This is a genomic window from Natrinema sp. H-ect4 (assembly GCF_041894845.1).
Classification (GTDB): domain Archaea; phylum Halobacteriota; class Halobacteria; order Halobacteriales; family Natrialbaceae; genus Natrinema.
Map to the genome: position 1 here is coordinate 160,151 of NZ_JBHDYC010000003.1, position 22,253 is coordinate 182,403.

The window sequence follows — 22,253 nt, forward strand, 5'->3', positions numbered from 1 at the left end:
GGCGCTCGTTCGGCCGTCAATTGACGGGTTTCACACCGATAATCGGGTGAACCCCAAGAACGGCTCCGTCGCACGCGGTTCGAGTCGGACCCGAAAACGATACAGTCCCCTTCTCCCTAGGGCAACCAATGAGTAGCCTGTCGGGGGACTGGCGCGAGGCCATCGACGACGTGGACGCGGCGCTGATCGACGGCTATCAGAGCGGTTTTCCGATCGAAGCGCGCCCGTTCCGCCGCGTTGCCGCCGACCTCGGAATCGAGGAATCGGCGGCGGTCGACCGCGTCCGCACACTCCGGGAGGCAGGGATCGTCCGCCGGTTTGGTGCCGTCCTCAACCCGCCCGTGATCGGCTCGTCGACGCTCGCCGCGGTACGGGCACCCGCGGACCGCTTCGATGAGATCGCGACCGTCATCAACGAGTATCGGCAAGTCAACCACAACTACGCTCGCGATCACGAGTGGAACATGTGGTTCGTCGTCACCGCCGGCTCGCGGGAGGCCCGCGACGAGATCCTCGCCGATATCGAGGATCGAACCGACTGTGACGTGCTGAACCTGCCGATGCTGACCGACTACTACATCGACCTCGAGTTCCCCGTCGTCAATAGCGATCGGTTCGCACGCGAATCACTGGCGCGGCGCACCGACTCCTCGGCCACCCGGATCAGCGAGGAGGCCACGGGCGGTCTCTCCGCGCTCGAGGCCGAACTCCTCCTCGAGATCCAGGAGGGGTTCCCGCTATCGGCGACGCCGTATCGCGATATCGCCGCGAACGTGGGGTATGCGGTCGAGGACGTGCTCGCGGCCGTCGAGCGATTGCTCGAGAGTGGCTGTCTCAAGCGCATCGGCTGCGTGATCAACCACGTCGTGACGGGCTTCGACGCCAACTGCATGGTCGTCTGGGACGTGCCTGACGAGTCCCTCGACGAGTGGGGCGAGCGGGCGGGCGGGCTGCCCTACGTTACGCTCTGTTACAATCGGCCCCGCCGACCCGAGCAGGAGTGGTCGTACAACCTGTTCACGATGATCCACGGTCGCGACCCCGCGGCCGTCGACGCGAAGATCGACGAACTCGCTGCCGACTACCTCCCCGTCGACCACGAGCGGCTCTACTCGACCGAGACGCTGAAACAGACGGGCGCGCGCTACGACGAACTGGTCGGACGCTGACGGAATCGTTTCGATCGTTCCGGACCGTCGTCGTACACTCCGAATCGGAGGCGGGACCCGATTACCCCGTTTTTACGAATTTCGCGGCACCGTTCTGTTCGACGGTGATCCGATACGTCTCGTAGCTGAACTCGACTTCCATCTGTGATTCCGGTGCGGGCGGGTTCGAAAAGAGTTCGTCGAGCATGCCGTCGATGCAATCGTACATCGTCGGTAACTCGGCGTGCCCTCGATTTTCGATGTCCGCGACGACTTCGACGACCTGTATCGCCGGGTTCGCCGCGTCGGTATCCAGCTGCCGATGACGGATCTCTCGCTCAGTTCGATCTGACACAATAGACGCCTATCGGGAACCGCCGGCATAGCTGTTCGTATCCGTACGGATGACTCTCGTGTGAATGAAGCATATCGGGCCGCCTTACTCGAGCGCTTCGGCCACGACTTCGATCGGCGTCGGCGGCTCCTCGGTCGCGCCGGGCCCGTTCTCGAGTTGTGTCCGGCAGGAAGCACCGGGAGCGACGATGCGGTCGCCGTCGCTCTCGTCGACCTGCTCGTAGAGGATCGAAGCGATGGAATCGCTCATCGAGGCGTGTTCGGACTCGTAGCCGAAACTGCCAGCCATCCCGCAGCAGCCCGAATCGAGCGGGTCGACGGCGTAGCCGGCCCGCCGGAGCACGCCGACGGCGTGGTGGTCCTTCGCGACCGACTTCTGGTGGCAGTGGCCGTGATAGACCAGTTCGTCGGTCGCCGCGCGCTCGTCGAAGGGGATCTCTTCGTCCAGCCGGAACGTATCGACGTACTCGCAGACGCCGTAGGTGGCGTTCGCGAGCGTCTCGGCGGCCTCGGTGGAGAGCAGATCGAGGTAGTCTCCCTGGAACATGACCGCGTCGGAGGGCTCGATGACGACCACGTCCCAGCCGTCCGCGACCCGCGGGGCGAGCGCGTTCACGTTCTCGCGAGCGGCGTCTTCTGCTTTCTCGAGGAACCCCTTCGAAAACGCCGGCCGACCGGTATCGCCGAGGTCGTCGGGGACGACGACGTGGACGCCGGCGGCCTCGAGCACGCGGACGGCCGCCTTCCCGGCATCGGGGTGGCTGTAGTTGGTGTAGGTATCTGGGTAAAGGACGACTTTGCGGGTGGCATCGGCCTCTCTGATGCGCGCGCCGCCGCGCTCGTGGAACCAATCCCGGAAGGTCTTCGCGTGGAACGTCGGCAGCGGCCGGTCGGCGTCGATCCCGAGGGTCACCTCGAGCGCCTTGCGGGCGCCCGGGAGCTTCGGCAGGGCGTTCGACAGCGGCGCGAGTCGGCTCCCCCACTTCGAGAGCGTCGACACGTTGGCGAAGAGTCGATCCCGGAGTGTCGCGCCGTTTCGCTGGTGGTACTCGTGGGTGACCTCGGCCTTGAGCTTCGCCATGTCGACCTCGCTGGGGCAGTCGATGGCACAGCCCTTGCAGCCGATACAGAGGCCCATTACCTCCTCGACGAACTCGTCGGAAACGGCCTCCTCGGGATCCAGGTCGCCGCTCATCGCCTGGCGGAGCGCGTTCGCGCGGCCCCTGGTCGCCGTAATCTCTTCGCGGCTCGCCCGATAGGTCGGACACATCACGCCGCCCGTGGTCTCTTGCTCGCCGCGACAGCCCCCACAGCCGTGACAGAGCTCGACCATGCCCTGCATCCCGTTGTCGTTCTCCCACTCGAGCGCGGGCTCGAAGCCCGCCTCGAACTCGTAGTCGGGGTCGAACCGCAGGTTCTCCCGCAGGTCGGTCGGATCATCCTCGCGGAAGACGACCTGTCCCGGATTGAGGATCCAGTCGGGATCGAACGCCGTCTTGAGGTCCTGAAAGGTCGCCCAGAGTTCGTCGCCGTAGCGTTTTTGATTCCACTGCGTGCGGGCGCGGCCGTCGCCGTGTTCGCCCGAAACGGAGCCCCCCAACTCGACCACGAGGTCCGTCACGTCGTCCGCGATGCCGTGGAGCTGCTCGAGGCCCACTTCCGTCTTCGTGTTCACGAGCGGCCGGACGTGGAGCACGCCGGGGCCGGCGTGGGCGTAGAAACTGGCGTAGGTGTCGTGTTTCTCGAGGATTTCCTCGAAGCGCTCGACGAACTCCGGCAGCTTCGCGGGCGGGATCGCCGTGTCCTCGATGAAGGAGATGTGCTTCTCGTCGGTCGTCCGCGAGAGCAGGATCGGGAGGCCGGACTTGCGGAGCTTCCACAGCTTCGCGCGCTCGGCGTCGTCGTAGGCCTCGAGCGCCTCGATCGCGAGGATATCGCTGTCGCTATTCGGCGCATCAGCGGCTGGTTCCCCGGCGGGCGTCGCCGACGGCAGGCGGTCGGCGAGCAGTCCCGCCACTTGCTCCCTGCCGTGGTCCGCGTCTTCGGCGTAGAACTCGACGAGGAGGACCGCGTTCGTCCCCTCGGGGAGCATCTCGGTGACGGGTCCGAACTCCGCGGTGTCGCGCGCGAGGTCGATCAACACGTCGTCCAGCACCTCGACCGCGGCGGGGTCGTGTGCGAGGATCGGCGCGACGTCCCGCATCGCCTCGTGGAGATCGGGATAGCACAGCAGCGAGACCGCCTTCGTCTCGGGGATCGGCTCGAGCGAGACGGTCGCCTCGGTGACGACCGCCAGCGTGCCCTCGCTGCCGGCCAGCAGCCGCGCGAGGTTGACGGTGCCCGGTTCGCCGGTCGCGTCGGCGATTTCACCGCCTTCGTCTCGCGACGACTTCGTCGTCGCGCTGTCCTCACCACCCGGTAGTTCCTCCCCTCGCGCCTCCGCAACCAACCGGTCGAGGTTGTAGCCCGAGACGTTCCGCTTGAGGTCGGGATAGGTCTCCTCGATCAGGTCGGCCTCTTCCTCGAGGATCCGCTCGACTTCGGCGTAGATCCGGGCTTCGAGGTCGCCGTCGGGGTCGGCTCGCTCGCCGATCTCCTCGAGTGCGACCTCGCCAAAGCGGGTGACGGTGCCGTCGGCGAGGACGGCCTCGCACTCCTCGATGTAGGCGTCGGTCTTGCCGTATTGCAGCGAGTGCGAGCCGGTCGAGTTGTTGCCGATCGCGCCGCCGATGGCGCTCTTATCGCCCCACGCGGGGTCCGGGGCGAACTTGAGGCCGTGGGGCTCGAGGGTCTCGTTCAACGTCCCCAGGATCGTCCCCGGCTGGACCGTCGCGGTGTGGCCGTCGGTGTCGATCTCGAGGATCTCGTTCATGTACCGTGTGAAATCCAGGACGACGGCCCGGTTGACCGTCTGTCCGGCGAGGCTCGTCCCGCCGCCCCGCGGGAGGACCGGAATCTCGCGCTCGGCGCAGTACTCGAGGATGCCCGACACGTCGGCCGTCGACTCCGGAAAGGCGACGGCGATCGGCGTCAGCTCGTAGGCACTTGCGTCGGTCGCGTACAGTTCGCGAGAGTAGGAGTCCGCACGGACCTCGCAGTCGACCAGTTCCTCGAGGTCCGCGACCAGGGCCGGTCGATCGACATCGTCGCTCCGATAGTCGTAGTTCGCTCGCCGGTCGGCGGCCGGGTCAGCGCTCGGCTCGAGAGACATACGTCACCCTTGCTCAGGGGTGGCTAAAAGTGCCTCCATTAGCGACGATTCGACCGGCTCCTCGATTCTCGGCGCGGATCGGACGGAGCTGCTCGCTCGGTCGACCGCTGTCCACGAGTGGGAAGGGAAGCGGCCGGACGGCGGATCTCGAACCGCCCGACCAGCACGCGGGCTGACGTACTGGGAGTGGTGACCAACCGGAAAGATGGCCCCGTCGTTTTCCCACGTGCGCCCCCGGGGCCGCCGCCCGTGGTGTTGGGCGGTACCAGTTAGTAACAGGGGAACCGAAACAAGCGATATGCCTAACTAGTAGGGGTTACCGCGAGCAGGCGTTCGAGGGCGGCTTTAACTCCGATTTCGGCTGTCGATTCCGCCCCCGGTTTCGGCTGTTGGCTCCGTCGCCATCACTCGAGGCGATTCGATCCATCGGTGTCGGGCTTGAGTCTACTCGTCGCCCCACTCGCCGCTCATGCCGACGCGCTCGCCGTCCTCCCAGACGTAGTAGCCCTCGCCGCTTTTCTTGCCGAGGTTGCCCGCCCGGACCTTCCGGCGCAGGGATTGGGGCGGCTTGAACCGCTCGCCCAGTTCCTCGCGGAGGTGCTCCGCGATGTGCAGGCGCACGTCCAGTCCGACGTGATCGGTCAGCTCGAGGGGTCCCATCGGGTGACCGTACCCGATTTCCATCCCCTCGTCGATGTCGGCCGGGCTGGCGACGCCCTGTTCGACCATCCGGATCGCCTCGAGTCCCAGCGCGAGGCCGAGTCGCGAGGTGGCGAAGCCGGCCGTGTCCCGGACGACGACATCTTCCTTTTCGATGTCTCGGACGTAGTCGACGGCGAACTCCTCGGTGCGCTCGTCCGTCTGTTCGGCGATGACGATCTCCACCAGGTCCATGAGATGCGGCGGATTGAAGAAGTGCAGCCCGACGGCGCGTTCGGGGTGCTCGAGCGCACTGGCCATCTCGGTCACCGACAGCGAGGAGGTGTTCGAGGCGATGACGGTGTCCTCGTCGGTCGCCGCTTCGATGTCCGCGAACACCCCCTGTTTGAGGTCCATGTCCTCGGGCACCGCCTCGACGACGAGGTCGGCGTCCGCGACGGCTTCCTCGAGGTCGGTCGTCCCCTCGATGCGCTCGAGGGTTTCCTCCATCTCTTCCTCGCTGATCTTGTCCCGGTCGACGCCGCCCTGGAGGTTGTCTCGGATCCCCTCGAGGCCGTTTTCGACGAACTCCGCCTCGATGTCGCGCAGCACGACGTCGTTGCCCGCCCTCGCGGACACCTGTGCGATTCCGTGGCCCATACTCCCCGCACCGAGAACCGTGACTTGCATACGTGAAGACACTGGGGAAACTATCAAAAGCGTTCCCTTTCGAACAAACGCCGTCAGTACGCTTCCGGACCGTGAATCGCTCTGCTCGAGACGGTAGTCCACGCGCCACTGCGACGTATTCGCGCTGTGCTGTACACGAGTCCAGTCCCTCGTTGGTCGCTAACTGAACCACGGATGCACAGTCGAATGACGAAGAACGGAGCTACTTTAGTTCCGGAGCGCGAGCCACTCACTACCAATGAGCGACAGCCAGCCAGTCATCGTGCAGGCAGTCAGGACTCCGCAGGGGAAACACGGCGGCATCTACGCCGAAACCGGGAGCGAAGAGCTCTCGGTGCCGTTAGTAAACGAGATGCTCGAGCGAACGGGACTTTCCGGCGAGGACGTCGACGATATCCGGTGGGGGTGTGCCAAGCAGGTCAACGAACAGAGCAACAACATTGCGCGGGTCATCGCCCTCCTCTCCGATCTCGGCGAGGGAGTCCCGGGCACCACCATCGACCGCCTCTGTGCCTCCTCGGCGGAGGCGATTATGAGCGCCAGCGACGCCATCCGGGCGGGCCAGCGCGAGGTCATCGTCGCGGGCGGCGTCGAGAACATGTCTCGCAACGAGCGCCGGAAGGGGATCGACTCCTACGCCGGCATCGCGGAACAGTACGATGCGGCCGGGCTCGCGATGGGCCAGACAGCCGAGACGGTCGCTCGAGAGTACGACATCTCTCGCGAGCAACAGGACGCGTACGGTGCCCGGAGCCAGCAGCGCGCGGTCGAGGCGACCGAGGACGGCAGGTTCGACGACGAAATCGTCCCCATCGAAACGGACGACGGGATCGTCACCGAGGACGAGGGGCTCCGTCCCGGCACGACGGCCGAAAAGATCGCCGGTCTGCCGCCCGCCTTCGAGGAAGCGGGCACCGTCACCGCCGCGAACGCCTCGCAGGTCTCCGATGGCGCTGCCGGCGTCCTGATCACGAGCGAGGAGTTCGCCGAGGAGCGGGGCCTCGAGATCATGGCGGAAATCGAGGATCACAACGTCGCCGGCGTCGACCCCACGGTGATGGGGATCGGGCCCGTTCCGGCAGTCCGCGGAATCTGGGAGCGAAACGGCCGGTCGGCCGACGACTACGACCTCGTGGAACTCAACGAGGCCTTCGCGAGTCAGACGATCTACTGCCGGGACGAACTTGGCTTCGACGACGACCGGTTCAACGTCAACGGCGGGGCGATCGCCATCGGCCACCCGCTGGGTGCCTCCGGCGCGCGCCTCCCCGTGACGCTGATCCACGAACTCCAGCGCCGGGGCGGCGGGCTGGGCCTCTCGACGATGTGCGTCGGCTACGGGCAAGGCGCGGCCGTCGAGTTCAACGTCGACTGAGGCGGTCGAACTAGCCGTTTTGGTCTCTTCGCGAATAGTGCGGGACTTCTGGTCCCGCATACCGTGCGAACGGCACTTCGTGCCGTGAGCAGACGAAGTGAGCGAGAACTGCGGGATGCGAACGGGAGGGACGACCGTGAGCGCAAGCGACGACCGAGACAACCGGTGGACGTGGCAGGGCGCGGCCGTCGAGTTCCGCGTGCCGGAGCGGTCGGGTCGGCTCGAGCAGACTCCGCTCGAGGCTCGAACCCGTGTGATGGACTAGGTCTCGAGTCCCGTCGCGTCCCCCTTCCGACAGCGTTCTCTGCAGAATTCAAATCCGTCCTCGAGTACAAGTTCAACGGCCGAAATAGGGAGCCGTGGCCCTGAAAAAGCGTGCCAGCTATCCGGTAGCGGACTGCAAAAATACCGAGATATTCGCGTATCGGATCCGTCCTCGAGCGGAGCCCGATTACAGGATCTGGTCGGCGATGATGTTCTTCTGGATCTCGCTGGTACCCTCGTAGATCTTCGTGATGCGGGCGTCGCGGTAGTAGCGCTCGGCGGGGTAGTCCGTCACGTAGCCCGAGCCGCCGTGGACCTGAATGCCCTCGTCGGCGACTTCGACCGAAATCTCGCTTGCGAAGTACTTCGCCATGCTCGAGTACTGCGCGGCGATGTCCTGGTTCTCCTGCTCGACCTGGGTCGCCGCACGATACGTCAGCGAGCGGGCGGCCTCGACCTTGGTGGCCATCTCGGCGATCTTGTGCTGGATGGCCTGGAACTCGGAGATCTTCTGGTCGAACTGCTCGCGCTCGTTGGCGTACTCGATAGCGGCGTCGAGCGCACCCTGGGCGGCACCGACTGCCTGGGCGGCGACGTTAGTCCGGCCGGCGGCGAAGAACTCCATCAACTGATAGAAGCCCTTGTCGACTTCGCCGATGACGTTCTCCTCGGGGATGCGCACGTCGTCGATGATGACTTCGGCGAGGTCGGAGGCGCGGATACCGAGTTTGTTGTCGATCTTCTCGGTCTTGATGCCATCCCAGTCCATGTCGACGAGGAAGGCGGTGATGCCGCGGTGGCCCTCGCCGGGGTTCGTCTTGGCCATGAGGACGCCGACGTCGGCGACGGTCCCGTTGGTGATCCACATCTTGTTGCCGTTGGCGACGTACTCGTCGCCGTCCTTGTCGGCCTGCGTCTCGATGCCGGCCACGTTCGAGCCGTGGGCGGGCTCGGAGATCATGGACACGGACGCAATCTCGCCGTTTGCGATCTTGGGGAGCCACTCCTCTTTCATCCACTCGTCGCCGAACTCGATGATCATGTTCGAGCCGAAGCCAGCACTCCCGATGGCCGAACCGATTCCCGGGTCGGCACGCCAGAGTTCCTCGGTGACGATGGTGCTGGCGATCTTGTCCATCCCGGCACCGCCGTACTCGAGCGGGATACTCGGTGCGACGAAGTCGTACTCGGCGGCCTTCTTGCGGAGTTCCTCGGGGTACTTCCCTTCCTGGTCATGTTCCTCGGCGACCGGTACCATCTCGTTTTCGCCGAACTCGCGGACGGCGTCGCGAATCGCCTCGTGTTCGTCGGACAGGGTGAATGCCATGCATCACCGAACGTGTGCCGGTACCAAAATAGCTTCGATATATTCAACAGTTGCAAGGTATCGCCGACCACGTTCTAACGTTGTTAAGGAAGTTTCGGGGCCCGCTCGTCTCGTGGAACGGCAGGTTCCGTCGCGAACCGCCCGCAGGCCGCTTTCGAACCGGCTACGACTCGTCGCGGAGCTCGAACTTCTGGACCTTGCCGGTCGTCGTCCGCGGGAGTTCCTCGACGAACTCGACCTCGCGGGGGTGTTTGTACTCCGCGAGGTTCTCGAGGCAGTACTGCTTGATGTCCTCGGGGGTCGCCTCGGCGTCGGGAGTCGGGACGATGAACGCTTTCACGGTCTCGCCGCGGCGCTCGTCCGGGATCCCGACGACGGCGGCGTCGGCTACGTCGGGGTGCTCGAAGAGGAGCTCCTCGACTTCTCGCGGATAGACGTTGTAGCCGCCGGTGACGATCATGTGCTTCTCGCGGTCGACGACGTAGAAGAAGTCGTCCTCGTCCCAGTAGCCGATGTCGCCGGTGTGGAACCAGCGCTTGCCGTCCTCGTACGTGAAGGCCTCGTCGTTGGCCTCGGGCAGTCCGTAGTACTCTTTCATCACGTTGGGGCCGTGGATGACGAGCTCGCCCGTGATATCGTGGATCGCGGCCTCCTCCTCGTCGATCGGCCCCTCCTCGACGCGCGGGACCTCCTCGAAGTCCTCGTCTTCGGGCGGCTCGTCGCCGCCCGAATGGTCAGCGGAACTTCGTTCCGCGCTATCGACGATCTTCGCCTCGACGCCCTCGAGCGGCCGGCCGATACTCCCCTTCCGGCGAGCGTCCCCGCGGTTGGCGTGGGTGACCGGGCTCGTCTCGGTCAGCCCGTACCCCTCGTAGAGCTCGACGCCCCACAGCTCCTCGAAGCGCTCTAAGACCTCGATCGGCAGGCTCGAGCCGCCGGAGTTGACGAAGCGAAGCGCCTCGAACTCGTAGCTCTCGGCGTCGGGTTGGTTGATCATGTCGTTGAACATCGCCGGCACGCCGAACATGATCGTGATATTTTCGTCCTCGAGGAGGTCCATCACGGTCGGAGCATCCCACTCGGAGACGGGGTAGTAGGTGCCGCCGCTGTACATCGCGCCGTTCATGACGACGGACATGCCGTAGATATGAAACAGTGGCAGGGTGCCGACGAGCCGGTCGGAGGCCTGAAACCCGCCTGGCGGGACATCCGCGTTCGCTCGCGTCGTCCAGCCGATGTTGTGATGCGTGAGGAGGACGCCCTTTGGCGTGCCGGTGGTCCCCGACGTGTAGGGCTGGACCGCGATGTCGTCGTCCGCGCGGTCGACGATGTCCTTCGTCTCGTCGGCGAGGAAGTCGTCGAACTCGGTGGCCCCCTCGACGTCCGCACCCACGCTGATCACCTGTTCGACCTCGGTGTCGTCCTGTACCTCGAGGACGTTCGGAACGAGATCGGCCAGCGCGACGACGGCTTTGGCCCCGCTGTCGCCGAGCATGTGGCTGATCTCTCGAGCCTTGTACTGGGGATTCATCGGAACGATGATCCCGCCGGCACGCAGGGTGCCGTAAAAGGCCGTGACGAACTGCGGCAGGTTCGGCAGGTAGATCCCGACGCGGTCGCCCTCGCCGATTCCGCGGTTCTCGAGGGCCTGCGCGAACTGGCCGGTTCGCTCCCAGAACTCCTCGTAGCTCAGTTCCGTCCCCTCATACGCGATCGCGGCCGAGTCCGGATGTTCCTCGACGGTCTCGGCGACGTCCGTCACAAGATTTGTCATACCCTGCGTATTGTTGTCAGGGCGACTCAAAAGGATTGTTACTCGCGAATTCCATTTACTTCGGTTGTTCGAAGAACTGGGATCGAGTGGCCGACGAGGCCGGTCAGTCGTCGTTTCTGGCGGGTGACACGGTTGTGGCTGGTGACCGGTTGAGGTGGGCAAGTCCGAGACTGCCGAGAGTGAGGATTGCCGCGGCCACCTGGACCATCGTCGCCATGCTGTTTCCAATGACGACGCTCGTGGCGGGGGCGTACATCGCCGCGAACGCCAGCACGAGGTACGCGAACCGTTGGGGGAGGCTGAGTACGTTTCGACCGTTGTATCCGATAGTGGTGGCTGTTAGCGCGAGAACGCCGGCGAACACGGCGAACGTCGCGACCGGTGTAGCCGTCCACGACCAGTTCACGAGACTGTCGTTGGCGACCAGCGCGAACGGGATGAGGAACCCAGCAGCACCGATGCGTAGTGCTTGCTTGGCGGACGTCATGAACCCGCTGTTGGCAATTCGTGAGCCGACGGCTACGGCCACTGCGACGGGCGGTGTGATAGCTGACAGCATCGCGAAGTAGAACACGAACAGGTGGGCCGTAATCTCGGTGACGCCGAGGTCCTGCAGCGGCGCAGTCAGGAGCGTCGCCACCAGAATGTAGGCGGCCGGCGTTGGCATTCCCAGTCCGAACAGGATGCTCGTGATCATCGCCAGCAGGAGGACGACTACGAGGACGCCGCCACCCAGCGCCACCATCCTGACGCTGATTACGGAGGTGAGTCCGGTTTGGGTGAGCATAGCGATGATGAGTCCCATCGCAGCCAGAACGCCCACGAGCGGCGCCATGTCCATTGCCCCCTTCCGGAACCCGTTGAGGGTGGTGTACAGCGTCCGGAACGATGTTACGGCGATTCCTTCGAGGAGACTTGACGTCTCATCACCGCTGGTGCGTTCGGCGGTGGAACCGCGATTCACTTGCTCGGGGAAGAACCTCGTCCCGACGAGTATCAACTGGTCGCGGACGAACATCGTCCCGATCATGGTTATCACGGTGTAGAGCCCCGCGGCCATCGGCGAGAGCTGCATAACCACGAGGGTGTACAGCAGGACCGCCATCGGGATGCCGAAGTGTCCACCGTTGAAGAATCGCACCAGAGAGCCGACAAATTCGCCAAACACTGTCTCCCTCCCATTGCTGGACGCTATCGCTTGAAGCAGGCGAGCGCCGAGGAGGACCACGGCGGTCATAGGGGCCGAGAGGAGCAGACCGAACAAGAGGACCGAATGCAGGACGTAGAACGTCCCGCAGAGTAAGGCGAAGTAGAGCGTCGTAGTCAACGCCTTGACGCTGAACAGCGATCCGAGGATGCCGCCTTCGTTGACGTCCTCAGTGACCCACCCGTAGCGCAACACGGCGAACTGGACCGCGATACCGGCGCTGAAGTAGAACAGCAGTGCCGGGATAAGGGCCGCACGGATAATTTCGACGTAGGAGACGCCGATGATGTCCGCCATCAGGAAGGCAGCCACGCCCATAACTGGGGGCATGATCTGCCCGCCCGAAGACGCGACGCTTTCGATGGCGGCCGCGTAGTCGGAGCGGACGCCTTGGCGCTTCATCATTGGGATCGTGAACGAACCGGTGGTCGCGGTGTTGGCCGCGGCGCTACCGGTGATCGACCCCATCGCCATGCTGGAGATGACGGCGACGTGGACGACACCGCTCCGGAGGTTGTTCCCGATTTTCTGGCCGGCATCGAGAATGAAATCCAGCGCACCGTAGGCCCGGGCCAGCCCCGCAAACATAATGAAGATGGCCACCCAGGTGGCACCGACCTCCATGATGAAGCTGAAAACCCCGGAGATTCGAACTGCGCCGAACGTCACGACGTCCGTCATGCTGAACCCCGGGTGGGACAGGAATCCGGGCATCGATTCGCCGAACAGCGCGTACAGTACCGATGCCAGTGCGACCAGCGAGATCGACCAACCGTACGCGCGACGCGTCGCATCGATAGTCAGCGCAATGATGACGAGGCCGACGTAGAGATCGGTATTGTTGAAGCCGAATACGATGGCATCGCGTGACAGCCGGAAGAACTCCGTATACACGTAGTAGCCCACGCCTAGACCCGCCCCGGCGGCGATCAGACAGACGACTGCGTCAATCCCTCTGACGATGCCGAACTGCCTGTCGCTCAATATGCGCGTGAAGGAACTTCTCGCGCTCTCGTCAGTGCGGTTCTCTATCAGTTTCAGCGCCTGTGAGAGGTAGTAGAGGCTGATCCCGACGCCGAAGAAGGCGACTGCGAACTTCGTTCGGACGATCGGGCGGACGTACGCGAAGACGAGCGTCCCGAAGGTGAGCAGGACGGCCATGAAAGTGATGATACCAAACAGGACCTGCTCGACAGCCGGGCGCTGTCGAAAGTCGGCGAACGCCTCCCGCGGGTGTGGTTCCTCCGTGTCGGTTGATGTTTCGCTCATGATAATGTGAAACAGGGGTGTCCGATATGTGTATTAGGACGCTGAGGGTGATCGACGAAGCAGTTCACTCTCCGATTTCGTACTCGTCGTTCCAGACGCCCTTCTCCTGGTAGAATTCGGCTGCGGCCGGATGGAACGGGATGGTTGTGTATCCGTTCATCGTGAAGTGCTCTCCGTCGGACATCGGGCCGAGAAGGGCGTTGTCCTCGCCCAGTCTCTCGCGTTGCTCCCAGAGCGTCTCCAAGAACGACGTCAGGGTCTCGTCGCTGAAGTCATCGCGCACGACGAAGTTATACGACAGGCCGGGCGTATTCAGCGTGTCCGGCGCGTAGCCATAGTTGTCCATTCCGGTCGTATCGACCGAGTTCATGATGATGGCGGGATCTTCCTCGAGCTCCGAGACGACGTCGTCGGACCACTGAAGTAGTCGCAGGTCGACCGTCCCTTTCATCTGTTGGAGCCATCCCGGCTCGACGCTGCCGTTGATGAACGTCCCGGCCCCTGCGTCGAGGCGCCCCTCGCTCATCGCACTGCCCTGCTCGCCATAGTCCATGCTGACGCGTTCGTATTCCTCCGTGACGAAGCTCAGCGCGTACTCGAGCATCTCTGCAGTCCCGGATCCACGCGGTGTCGGCGAGATGCGGTCGCCGGACCCGATGTCGGAGATGTTCGTCCAGCCGTCATTGCCGGAACAGAGGAACCACGCGAGGTCGTACAGATGGAACGCCTGCTGTGGCTGATAGCTCAGATCGGAGAAGGGATCTTCCCCGTTCGCGATCTTGCTCGCCGTCCAGTTTTGGATGTACGAGATGTCCGACTCGTCGTTCTGGAGGCGACCGATGTTGGCGTTGGTTCCCTCGCTCGGACGAGCTTGGACATCGAGATCGGAGTTCTGCGTAACTGCGTTGGCGATGACCTGACTCATGCTGTACGCCGATGTCGTCTCCGTCGACGTGGTCATGATCATTTCACCGTCCTCTCCTGGTACCGTCTCCACAGAGGTTCCAGAGTCTTCAAAACATCCTGCCAGTGCTGTGAGGCCAAGTGCACCAGTAGCTCCTTTCAAGAACGTTCGCCGACGGCTAATGTCACCACTACTTTCAGACATAATATCCTCATTAACATCCGTGGGTGATATACTCTTCGCTATTGAAAAGACGGTTATTATATCCAACAATATACGAATATGAAAATATTATTCTACAGACATCTTTATAATTCTAAGGAATAGTGTATAGCATGTAATTGAGATTGTCATAATTCCTACTACCTAAATTAAATATGTTATTTAGAAGAATGACTAATTCTCGTTATCGGTCGTAAGAAGGAGATATCGGTTGGTTCCTCAATCTATCTACCTAGCAAGACGGCCCGATTCGTGAAGCTGTGGTCAACACAAACATCCAATAGATGGCACGTCCGGTTCGGACGAAAATCGGCTGCCTGGGTGGTAGATAATGGTACTACGATCGCTGCTTAGAAACGAAATATCGTGTCTCCACGTCGATTATTACGTGACACCCTGTATCGCAATACCTATTGTGCCATTCCCATAGGTCTAGGTATGCTGGATTTCGTTCAGCTCGAGGATGACCTCGACCAAGAAGAGCGGATGATCCGGGACACGGCCCGGGAGTTCGTCGAAGAGCACGTCAAACCCGACATCGGCGAACACTTCGAGAACGGGACGTTCCCGAAGGAGCTCATCACGAAGATGGGTGAACTCGGCTTCTACGCCCCCAATCTCGAGGGCTATGGCTCGCCGAACGTCTCCGAGACGGCTTACGGGCTCCTGATGCAGGAACTCGAGGCCGGCGACTCGGGGCTGCGCTCGATGGCGTCGGTCCAGGGGGCGCTCGTCATGTACCCGATCCGCGCCTACGGGAGCGAGGAGCAAAAGGAGGAGTGGCTGCCCGCGATGGGGCAAGGCGAGGCAATCGGCTGCTTCGGCCTCACCGAGCCGGAACACGGCTCGAACCCGTCGGCGATGGAGACCCGCGCGGCGGCCGACGGTGACGGCTACGTGCTGAACGGCTCGAAGACGTGGATCACGAACTCGCCGATTGCCGATGTCGCCATCGTCTGGGCGCGTGATAAGTCGGCCGAGGACGACCCCGTCCGCGGATTTCTGGTCGAGACCGACCGCGACGGCGTCTCGACGAACAAGATCACCGAGAAGCTCTCGCTGCGTGCGTCGATCACGGGCGAGATTGGCCTGAACGATGTCCACGTCCCCGAAGAGAACGTTCTTCCCGGCGTCTCGGGCATGAAGGGGCCGCTGTCTTGTCTCACGCAGGCCCGCTACGGCATCGCCTGGGGCGCAATCGGCGCTGCTCGAGACTGCTTCGAGGAGGCCCGTCAGTACGCCAAAGACCGCGACCAGTTCGGCGGTCCGATCGGCCGGTTCCAGCTCCAACAGCGCAAGCTCGCGGAGATGGGTACCCAGATCACGCTGGCCCAGCTGCTGGCCCACCGCCTCGCAGAACTCAAAGAGCGCGGCGAGATGCGACCACAGCACGTCTCGATGGCCAAGCGGAACAACGTGCGCACGGCACGCGATCAGGCCCGGATCGCCCGCGAAATGATCGGCGGCAACGGCATCACCACCGACTACTCGCCGATGCGCCACATGGCCAACATGGAGACGGTCTACACCTACGAGGGAACCCACGACATCCATACGCTCGTCCTCGGCGAGGAGTTCACCGGTATCCCCGCCTACCAGTAGCGACGCGAGTCGACGATTCGAACCGCGCTTTTTCTCTCCGACTCGAGTTCGAACTCAGGGACGACCGTCCCGCCTGCCAACACTTCTGTCCCAGTATCCGGAACATTGATTGCGGCGTGCGAACAGTATCGGATATGAACACGGATCGGGACGAGACCGAGACCGTCGGCGTCTCGACGACGCGAAAGACGTTCGAACTCCTCGAGGCGCTCAAAGCCGAGGAAGGGGTCACGATCGCGGCTCTCACGCAGCGGACCGACCTCCCAAAGAGTACCGTCTACCGCCACCTGCAGACGCTCACCGACATGGGCTACGTGATCGAGCGCGACGGGAAGTATTACGTTGGCTTCCGGTTCGTCGAACTCGGCGAGCAGGCCCGTTCCCGGAAAGTGGGTTACACGGCCGCCAAACGAGCGGTGTTCGAACTCGGCCAGGAGACCGACGAACGAGCGGTGTTCATCGTCGAAGAGGACGACGAGGCCGTCTACGTCCACCGCTACGGCAGTCTCTCGAACACGATGATCGGCCACCGGCGACCGCTCCACTCGATGGCCTCGGGCAAGATCATTCTCGCAGAGTGGGACGACGCCGCAGTCGACCGCTACATCGAGGAGGTGGGACTCGAGGCGATCACATCGAACACGATCACCGATCCCGACGCGCTATTCGACGAACTCGAGCGGATCCGTGGCCGGGAGTACGCGGTGAACAATCAGGAACACATGGACGGACTCCGCGGTGTCTCCGTTCCCGTCTACACGCCCGACGACGAGTTCCTCGGATCGCTGGCCGTTTTCGGACCGACCAGCCGATTCACGGACGACTACGTTCACGATGAGCTCCCGACCCGGCTTCGGGATAAGGCGGGCGAGATCAGAATCACGCTCGCGTACGGCTGACGGCCGCCACGATCGGCCGACCGAGGACTCAACCGGCACACGTGGCTCTCGATCAACGCCGATATTTCATTCGACGAAACGACGATCGGACGGAGCGAAAACGGAGATCGCCCAGCGGCAGAGACGCATCGTCTCTCCCGGTCCACGGAACGGAACATCCGAAATACAAACGGCTCGTTCCGTACACTGAAACGAAGACCGTCTGCCACCGAAACGACTTTCCTCGTCTTTCGGGTCAGTCCATTCGATGAACCATCAGCCGACAGGTCCCGGACCGGATCCGAAAGTTCTGCGCCTCATCCGAAAATACGACCTCGAGGGAGCCGGTGACGAACTCGAGGCACGGTGGACCCATCCCGAGAACCGAACGAGTCTGCGAGCGCTCGCCGAATCATTCAACGAACGAATCCTTCGGGCCGCACTCGACGATGCCGACGTCGAGACAATCACCGACGATGTCAGCCGCCTGTACGCCCTTCTCGATGGAGCCGAGGGGAGTCGCGGCGAGCAAACTGCAGCCAGACGGCGACTCGAGCGAGCGGGGGTCGACGTCGAGACGGTTCGAGCGGAGTTCGTCTCCTACGGCGCGATCCGATCGTATCTCACAGGTCACCGGGACGCGTCGCTTCCGGAACCCGACGAAGACGCTCGAGAGTCGGAGTCCAGAACGATCGAGGGCCTCCGACAGCGGACGGTCGCCGTGACCGAAAGCAAACTCGCTCGACTGCGGGATACCGACCATCTGCAACTCGGCTCATACCGTGTTCTCGCCGACCTGCAGGTCCTCTGTGAGGACTGTGGCCGACAGTACGATGTCGCTACGCTGCTCGAAACTGGTGCCTGCGAGTGCGGCGAGCAGTAGCGTCCCCGCGAGCCGGTGATCGCTCGGAAACCATAACAATCGTACTCCTGTTATGGGTCCCGCCGCGTTTCCCGGTTCGCTCCGGTACTGCTCGAGCAGATTCCGAATCTGCCTCGACTATCTGCCATATATGGAAATATTATGATTTTAGGATGCGGTAACCGGCCCCACTCGTATACTCTGATTCACTGAGATCCCATATACTCGCTCGCACAACGTTACTAACCGGATTCTCTCAAATTCTGCGTGAATTATCGCTCGGTCCTCATCCCCGTTCTTAAAATTCAGATAAGTGGCGAAAACGCGGGTTTCTGTACGTTTTAGCCACGTACTGTGACACCTCGAAACAGAATGGCTAATATATACTATTGCTTAGTAGTTCTCCGAAGTAGTAGAATTGATATACTTCTATGAACGGTGCACATCATCAACGGACGGGTTCGGTTGACCGGACGGGCGGGACGACCCGACTCGACCGAGGGTTTATCAGACAATCCGCGGCCAACAGGGGCATGTCGGACCAACCCCGACGATCGCGACGGACAGTCCTTCGAATGCTCGGTGCGCTCACTGCGGGGACGATCGCCGCAGTGACGACTGCCGGTGCGAGCACCGGTGAAACGCCTGATCGACCGGATCACCCATCGAATTCCCGGAGACTGCGACCGCCATTCCGTGGTTCGTCCTCGGCCGACGTCGCAATCGGCGATGTCCTCGACGGAACCGATCTCTACATCGGCGTCGTCGACCGGATCGTCGACGGAGACCACGTCGTCCTCCTGCTCGAGGACGGCGAGGCTGTCGTCGATCAACTCGTGCTACCGGTCGATCGGTTCGACGAGATCGAACCGAACGACATCCTGTTGAGCGCTGCCACCGACGGCGAATTACACGCCTACCGACGCGTTCCGTCGAAACCGAACGGCTGTCCCGACCCCGATTTCGAACGATTGTCGTCGGACACCTAAGACGAACTCCTGTCAGTCAGTTCTGGCGCACCCGCATGGCGGTTCACGAGTGTACCGGGACACAGCTACAGCAAATCGTCTGAAACGATGCCCCGTGTGGCCCGTCGTCCGCGTCCAGCGCTCCGTTCGGGTCCACCGTCGACCGTTCGCTTCCAGCGCTGCCTCTTTCTCGAAGCAAGTGAACACATCACACGGCCAGAATCAGCAAGTACAACGCGTAATGCTCGGAAACGCGTTGTCATCTCTACGATGGTGAACACGGCCTCATTCGGGATCGAACTGGATCGCCCGGGGACCACCAGACTTCGGGCCGCCTTCTTTAGCGTGTGGTTCGTCGATCTCGTCGCAACGGTACTGTTCTTCACTGTCCCGTACGCGTACGAGATAAATCCCGTGACAGTCTTTCTTCACGACCTCTTCGGAATCGCCGGCGTCGTTTTCGCCGCCCTCATCTACGCCGGGTTCGTGCTCCTGATCGGCTACGTCCTCTCGACGCCGCTGGACATCGCCTTCGTCGCTACTATCGTTGGAATGTACGCCCTCTTCGCGAGCAACAACGTTGTTCTGCTCGTCTCACGCGAGCCGTTACTGGCCCCGATCGTTCCGTGACCGAGTCGACCATCGCGACGATCCGTCGATCGGAGGGGCGCACGAATCTGTCGTTCCTCAGTGACTCGAGTCGTCCGGTAGGCCGCTGGTTCGCAAAGTGGTTCGCCGCGAGAAGCGGGCCTCGAATGTGAACCGACGGACGACGATCTCACTCGCTTTGCTTGTGAGCGTGCGACTTTCAGGACTCAAATCTCCGTGGCAGCACATACTCTCGGTTCACGACGTTGTTCCCAGCAGAAATGGGCCAACTCGGATTTGAACCACCGGAAGACGTTCCGGGTCGCTCACTTCGTTCGCTCCCGGGCTGCGACTTCCGTAATTCAAATCCGAGTAGGGTTCCATATTTGCGGCTCGCGAGATTGCTCGCCGCAAAAGTATGGGCCAACTCGGATTTGAACCGAGAGCCTCCACCTTATCAGAGTGGCGCTCAACCTAATTGAGCTATTGGCCCGCGCCGTCTCCCTCGCACTCGGTAGTTGCCCGGTGGGACGTTTAAGCGTTTCTTTCTCTCTGACCCGTGATATTCGCTACCGAGCGAGGGGATCGTCGTCTCGCTCGTCCCCGTCGTCCGTGCCGTCGTCGCCGAACTCGATCGTGTACGAGTCTTCGGTGCCGTCGACGGTGTAATCGTCGTCGCCGAGGTCGTACGTCCCGCCGTCGGTCGGTTCGCTCTGTTCTCGAGCCGTCCCGTCGTCCGGGAAGCCGAACGTCCAGACTCCGCCGCTGGCGAAGCCGCCGGTCTTCTTGTCCGCGTACGGAACGATCACGAAGCGCTTGAGCGCGGCGCGGATCGGGATCCGCGTCAGCGGAACGGCGAGCAGGAAACCGATGAGGTCCGTCACCAGTCCGGGAGTCAACAGGAACGCGCCGGCGGCGATCAGCAAGCCGCCGTCGAGCAGTTCGTTCGTCGGCGGCTTCCCCTGTGCCATCGAGCGTTGCATCTTCCGGATCGTTCGCCGCCCTTCGGCCCGAACGAGTAGCATGCCGACCAGTCCCGTCAGGACGACGAGCAGCACCATCCCGACCCAGTTGACGAACCCGAACTGGGTGACGATGACCGCGAGTAACACGGCGTCGAGAAACGGGATGAGCAACAGCGCGAGGATCCACCGGAGCATACGCCAATCTAGTCGCCGAACGGTGAAAATCTTTTACTCTCGTTCCAGCGACGGATTCGCCGCCCGCGCCCGCTCGAGGTCGCCCGAACCCGCTCGAGACCCGAATCCGGTACCGGAAGCGAACGAAGGGCTTACGCCGGCGACTCACGTCGATGCGGTATGAACGAGACGACGCGCGTCGAGTGGCACGAGTGGGGAGGGGAGGTCTTCGACGAGGCCGCGGAGGCGGACGTTCCCATCTTGCTCTCGCTGACTGCGACGTGGTGTGATCACTGCCACGAGATGGACGCGGAGACCTACGCGGAACCTCGAATCGCGGCCAACGTCAACGATAGCTTCGTCCCCGTGCGAGTCGACGTGGACCGGCACCCGCGCGTTCGCGATCGGTACAATATGGGCGGCTTCCCGTCGACGGTCTTCCTCGCCCCGAACGGGAAGGTCCTGACCGGCGCCGGCTATCTCGGTCCCGACGGGATGCGACAGGTCCTCGACAGCGTCCGAACGATGTGGCAGACGAAAGGGACCGGCGCGGCGCGCGTTCCCCGTCCGCTCCGCGAGGACAACCCGCCCGCCGGCGAGTTGACGGCCGATATCGAACAGGGAATGCTCGGCCACCTCACCGACACGTACGACGAGACCGCCGGTGGCTGGGGCCAGCAACCGAAGTTCCCGCTGCCCGACGCACTCGAGTTCGCGCTCAAACGCGATCGGGAGATGGCGTTGCGATCCTACGACGCGGTCGGCGCGAACCTGCTCGATGAGTACGAGGGCGGCTTCTATCGCTTCGCGACCGAGCCCGACTGGTCGGGGCTCCAGCGCGAGAAACTGCTCGATTCGAACGGTGCGCTCGTGCGGGCGTTCGCCAACGCCTACCTGCTGACCGGCGCGGACGAGTACCGCGACCCCGCCGAGCGGACGATCGAGTATCTGACGGGCACCCTGTGGAACGGCGAGGTCGCCGCTTTCGCGAACAGTCAGGCTCCCGGCGAGGACGACGCGTACAGCCTCGACGCCACCGATCGGGCGGCCGCCGCGGAGCCGCCAGTCGACGAAGGGGTCTTCGCCGGATCCAACGCGCTGGCGATCGAGGGACTGCTCACCTACTACGCCTACACCGACGACGAGCGCGCCCGCCGGTACGCCGAACGCTCGCTCGAGACCCTCCGCGAGGACCTGCTCGCTGACGGTATCGTCGCGCACGCGCTCGAGGACGCCGATCGCGACGGCAACGGAGACCCCGTCCCCCTTCTCAGCAATCAGGCGCGCGTCCTCGGCGCGCTGACGACGGCCGCGAGCACGATCGATCCGTCCGTCCTCGCGGACGCGACGGCGATCGCTGACGCGACGATCGATCGCCTTCGCGACGAGGACTCGTTCCTCGACGGTCCCGCCGCGGGTGTCGGCCTGTGCGATCGGCCGCTCCGGCCGCTGGACTCCAACGTGGCGTTCGCGGACGGGCTGCTCGAGCTGGCCGTCCTGACCGGCGAGGATCGCTATCGCGAGGTCGCACGCGAGACGCTCGAGACCTTCGCCGGCGCGAGCGATCGCTTTGGCGTCCAGATCGCTCGCTACGCGACCGTTGTTTCGCGACTGCTCGAGGGGCCGCTGGTGATCAGGGTCGCCGGCGAGCCCGGTTCCGATCTGCATCGCGCGGCGCTTCGGCTGGCTGACCACGAGAAGGTCGTCGTCCCCGACGCCGATGCCCTCGAGGCGGGAACGGCGCGAGCCGAACTGGGCGATCGCGTCTCCGATCGCGCCGAAACTCCCTCCGAGTTGAGCGAGCAGGTCCAGTACCTTCTGGACTGACGTTC

Annotated in this window: 17 protein-coding genes and 1 tRNA gene; 9 read left to right on the forward strand and 9 right to left on the reverse strand. The window is 63.2% G+C overall.

What is annotated here, in order from left to right:
• The first annotated feature begins 128 nt into the window (after positions 1 to 128).
• Complete coding sequence (locus ACEWFR_RS06100) at positions 129 to 1,169, forward strand: Lrp/AsnC family transcriptional regulator (RefSeq protein WP_374060190.1); 1,041 nt, start codon at positions 129 to 131, stop codon at positions 1,167 to 1,169.
• A 61-nt stretch (positions 1,170 to 1,230) separates the two neighbouring features.
• On the opposite strand, the gene ACEWFR_RS06105 is transcribed toward ACEWFR_RS06100, so the two are convergent.
• From ACEWFR_RS06105 to ACEWFR_RS06115, 3 genes are all read right to left on the reverse strand, one after another.
• Positions 1,231 to 1,503, reverse strand: coding sequence for a HalOD1 output domain-containing protein (locus tag ACEWFR_RS06105; RefSeq protein WP_374060191.1), 273 nt, complete (start codon positions 1,501 to 1,503; stop codon positions 1,231 to 1,233).
• Positions 1,504 to 1,587: 84 nt separating this feature from the next.
• Positions 1,588 to 4,713, reverse strand: coding sequence for an FAD-binding and (Fe-S)-binding domain-containing protein (locus tag ACEWFR_RS06110; RefSeq protein ID WP_374060192.1), 3,126 nt, complete (start codon positions 4,711 to 4,713; stop codon positions 1,588 to 1,590).
• A 444-nt stretch (positions 4,714 to 5,157) separates the two neighbouring features.
• Positions 5,158 to 6,042, reverse strand: a complete 885-nt coding sequence (locus tag ACEWFR_RS06115) for a 3-hydroxyacyl-CoA dehydrogenase family protein (protein ID WP_374060193.1) — start codon at positions 6,040 to 6,042, stop codon at positions 5,158 to 5,160.
• Positions 6,043 to 6,280: 238 nt separating this feature from the next.
• Between ACEWFR_RS06115 and ACEWFR_RS06120 the strand changes: the two genes are divergently transcribed.
• Both ACEWFR_RS06120 and ACEWFR_RS06125 read left to right on the forward strand, forming a co-directional pair.
• Entirely contained in the window at positions 6,281 to 7,417 is a 1,137-nt protein-coding gene (locus ACEWFR_RS06120; RefSeq protein ID WP_374060194.1) for an acetyl-CoA C-acyltransferase, read from the forward strand.
• A 97-nt stretch (positions 7,418 to 7,514) separates the two neighbouring features.
• The gene (locus ACEWFR_RS06125; RefSeq protein WP_374060195.1) at positions 7,515 to 7,682 is read left to right on the forward strand and encodes a hypothetical protein; all 168 of its coding nucleotides are present in this window, start codon (positions 7,515 to 7,517) and stop codon (positions 7,680 to 7,682) included.
• A gap of 186 nt (positions 7,683 to 7,868) precedes the next feature.
• Here the strand turns inward: ACEWFR_RS06125 and ACEWFR_RS06130 are convergent, their stop codons facing one another.
• The 4 genes from ACEWFR_RS06130 to ACEWFR_RS06145 all read right to left on the reverse strand — a co-directional run bounded on the left by ACEWFR_RS06130 (position 7,869) and on the right by ACEWFR_RS06145 (position 14,366).
• The gene (locus ACEWFR_RS06130) at positions 7,869 to 9,008 is read right to left on the reverse strand and encodes an acyl-CoA dehydrogenase family protein (RefSeq protein ID WP_374060196.1); all 1,140 of its coding nucleotides are present in this window, start codon (positions 9,006 to 9,008) and stop codon (positions 7,869 to 7,871) included.
• A gap of 163 nt (positions 9,009 to 9,171) precedes the next feature.
• Positions 9,172 to 10,782 carry a long-chain fatty acid--CoA ligase gene (locus tag ACEWFR_RS06135; RefSeq protein ID WP_374060197.1) on the reverse strand — a complete coding sequence of 537 codons (1,611 nt, stop codon included), beginning with the start codon at positions 10,780 to 10,782 and terminating at the stop codon, positions 9,172 to 9,174.
• A gap of 103 nt (positions 10,783 to 10,885) precedes the next feature.
• Positions 10,886 to 13,258, reverse strand: a complete 2,373-nt coding sequence (locus ACEWFR_RS06140) for a TRAP transporter permease (protein ID WP_374060198.1) — start codon at positions 13,256 to 13,258, stop codon at positions 10,886 to 10,888.
• A gap of 64 nt (positions 13,259 to 13,322) precedes the next feature.
• Positions 13,323 to 14,366, reverse strand: a complete 1,044-nt coding sequence (locus ACEWFR_RS06145) for a TAXI family TRAP transporter solute-binding subunit (RefSeq protein WP_374060199.1) — start codon at positions 14,364 to 14,366, stop codon at positions 13,323 to 13,325.
• A gap of 456 nt (positions 14,367 to 14,822) precedes the next feature.
• On the opposite strand from ACEWFR_RS06145, the gene ACEWFR_RS06150 reads away from it, so the two are divergent.
• The 5 genes from ACEWFR_RS06150 (at position 14,823) to ACEWFR_RS06170 (ending at position 19,324) form a co-directional block, all read left to right on the forward strand.
• Complete coding sequence (locus tag ACEWFR_RS06150) at positions 14,823 to 15,986, forward strand: acyl-CoA dehydrogenase family protein (protein ID WP_374060200.1); 1,164 nt, start codon at positions 14,823 to 14,825, stop codon at positions 15,984 to 15,986.
• Positions 15,987 to 16,120: 134 nt separating this feature from the next.
• Positions 16,121 to 16,885, forward strand: coding sequence for an IclR family transcriptional regulator (locus ACEWFR_RS06155; protein ID WP_374060201.1), 765 nt, complete (start codon positions 16,121 to 16,123; stop codon positions 16,883 to 16,885).
• A gap of 247 nt (positions 16,886 to 17,132) precedes the next feature.
• On the forward strand, positions 17,133 to 17,747 hold the full coding sequence (rdfA, locus tag ACEWFR_RS06160; protein WP_374060202.1) for a rod-determining factor RdfA: 615 nt from the start codon (positions 17,133 to 17,135) through the stop codon (positions 17,745 to 17,747).
• Between the two features lie 512 nt (positions 17,748 to 18,259).
• On the forward strand, positions 18,260 to 18,715 hold the full coding sequence (locus ACEWFR_RS06165; protein ID WP_374060203.1) for a hypothetical protein: 456 nt from the start codon (positions 18,260 to 18,262) through the stop codon (positions 18,713 to 18,715).
• Positions 18,716 to 18,964: 249 nt separating this feature from the next.
• Positions 18,965 to 19,324 (forward strand): hypothetical protein, encoded by a 360-nt coding sequence (locus ACEWFR_RS06170; RefSeq protein ID WP_374060204.1) that lies wholly within the window; start codon positions 18,965 to 18,967, stop codon positions 19,322 to 19,324.
• 377 nt (positions 19,325 to 19,701) lie between these two features.
• Here ACEWFR_RS06170 and ACEWFR_RS06175 read toward each other — a convergent pair.
• Together ACEWFR_RS06175 and ACEWFR_RS06180 are read right to left on the reverse strand one after the other, a co-directional pair.
• Positions 19,702 to 19,775: transfer RNA gene (locus tag ACEWFR_RS06175), tRNA-Ile, on the reverse strand.
• Positions 19,776 to 19,851: 76 nt separating this feature from the next.
• Positions 19,852 to 20,442, reverse strand: coding sequence for an FxsA family protein (locus tag ACEWFR_RS06180; protein WP_374060205.1), 591 nt, complete (start codon positions 20,440 to 20,442; stop codon positions 19,852 to 19,854).
• 159 nt (positions 20,443 to 20,601) lie between these two features.
• Between ACEWFR_RS06180 and ACEWFR_RS06185 the strand changes: the two genes are divergently transcribed.
• Positions 20,602 to 22,248 carry a DUF255 domain-containing protein gene (locus ACEWFR_RS06185; RefSeq protein ID WP_374060206.1) on the forward strand — a complete coding sequence of 549 codons (1,647 nt, stop codon included), beginning with the start codon at positions 20,602 to 20,604 and terminating at the stop codon, positions 22,246 to 22,248.
• The last annotated feature ends 5 nt before the right edge of the window (positions 22,249 to 22,253 follow it).

Coding starts and splice junctions, on each gene's coding strand:
- ACEWFR_RS06100 (WP_374060190.1), top strand. CDS start 129: ATGAGTAGCCTGTCGGGGGACTGGCGCGAGGCCATCGACGACGTGGAC.
- ACEWFR_RS06110 (WP_374060192.1), bottom strand. CDS start 4,713: ATGTCTCTCGAGCCGAGCGCTGACCCGGCCGCCGACCGGCGAGCGAAC.
- ACEWFR_RS06115 (WP_374060193.1), bottom strand. CDS start 6,042: ATGCAAGTCACGGTTCTCGGTGCGGGGAGTATGGGCCACGGAATCGCA.
- ACEWFR_RS06120 (WP_374060194.1), top strand. CDS start 6,281: ATGAGCGACAGCCAGCCAGTCATCGTGCAGGCAGTCAGGACTCCGCAG.
- ACEWFR_RS06130 (WP_374060196.1), bottom strand. CDS start 9,008: ATGGCATTCACCCTGTCCGACGAACACGAGGCGATTCGCGACGCCGTC.
- ACEWFR_RS06135 (WP_374060197.1), bottom strand. CDS start 10,782: ATGACAAATCTTGTGACGGACGTCGCCGAGACCGTCGAGGAACATCCG.
- ACEWFR_RS06140 (WP_374060198.1), bottom strand. CDS start 13,258: ATGAGCGAAACATCAACCGACACGGAGGAACCACACCCGCGGGAGGCG.
- ACEWFR_RS06145 (WP_374060199.1), bottom strand. CDS start 14,366: ATGTCTGAAAGTAGTGGTGACATTAGCCGTCGGCGAACGTTCTTGAAA.
- ACEWFR_RS06150 (WP_374060200.1), top strand. CDS start 14,823: ATGCTGGATTTCGTTCAGCTCGAGGATGACCTCGACCAAGAAGAGCGG.
- ACEWFR_RS06155 (WP_374060201.1), top strand. CDS start 16,121: ATGAACACGGATCGGGACGAGACCGAGACCGTCGGCGTCTCGACGACG.
- rdfA (WP_374060202.1), top strand. CDS start 17,133: ATGAACCATCAGCCGACAGGTCCCGGACCGGATCCGAAAGTTCTGCGC.
- ACEWFR_RS06165 (WP_374060203.1), top strand. CDS start 18,260: ATGTCGGACCAACCCCGACGATCGCGACGGACAGTCCTTCGAATGCTC.
- ACEWFR_RS06170 (WP_374060204.1), top strand. CDS start 18,965: ATGGTGAACACGGCCTCATTCGGGATCGAACTGGATCGCCCGGGGACC.
- ACEWFR_RS06180 (WP_374060205.1), bottom strand. CDS start 20,442: ATGCTCCGGTGGATCCTCGCGCTGTTGCTCATCCCGTTTCTCGACGCC.
- ACEWFR_RS06185 (WP_374060206.1), top strand. CDS start 20,602: ATGAACGAGACGACGCGCGTCGAGTGGCACGAGTGGGGAGGGGAGGTC.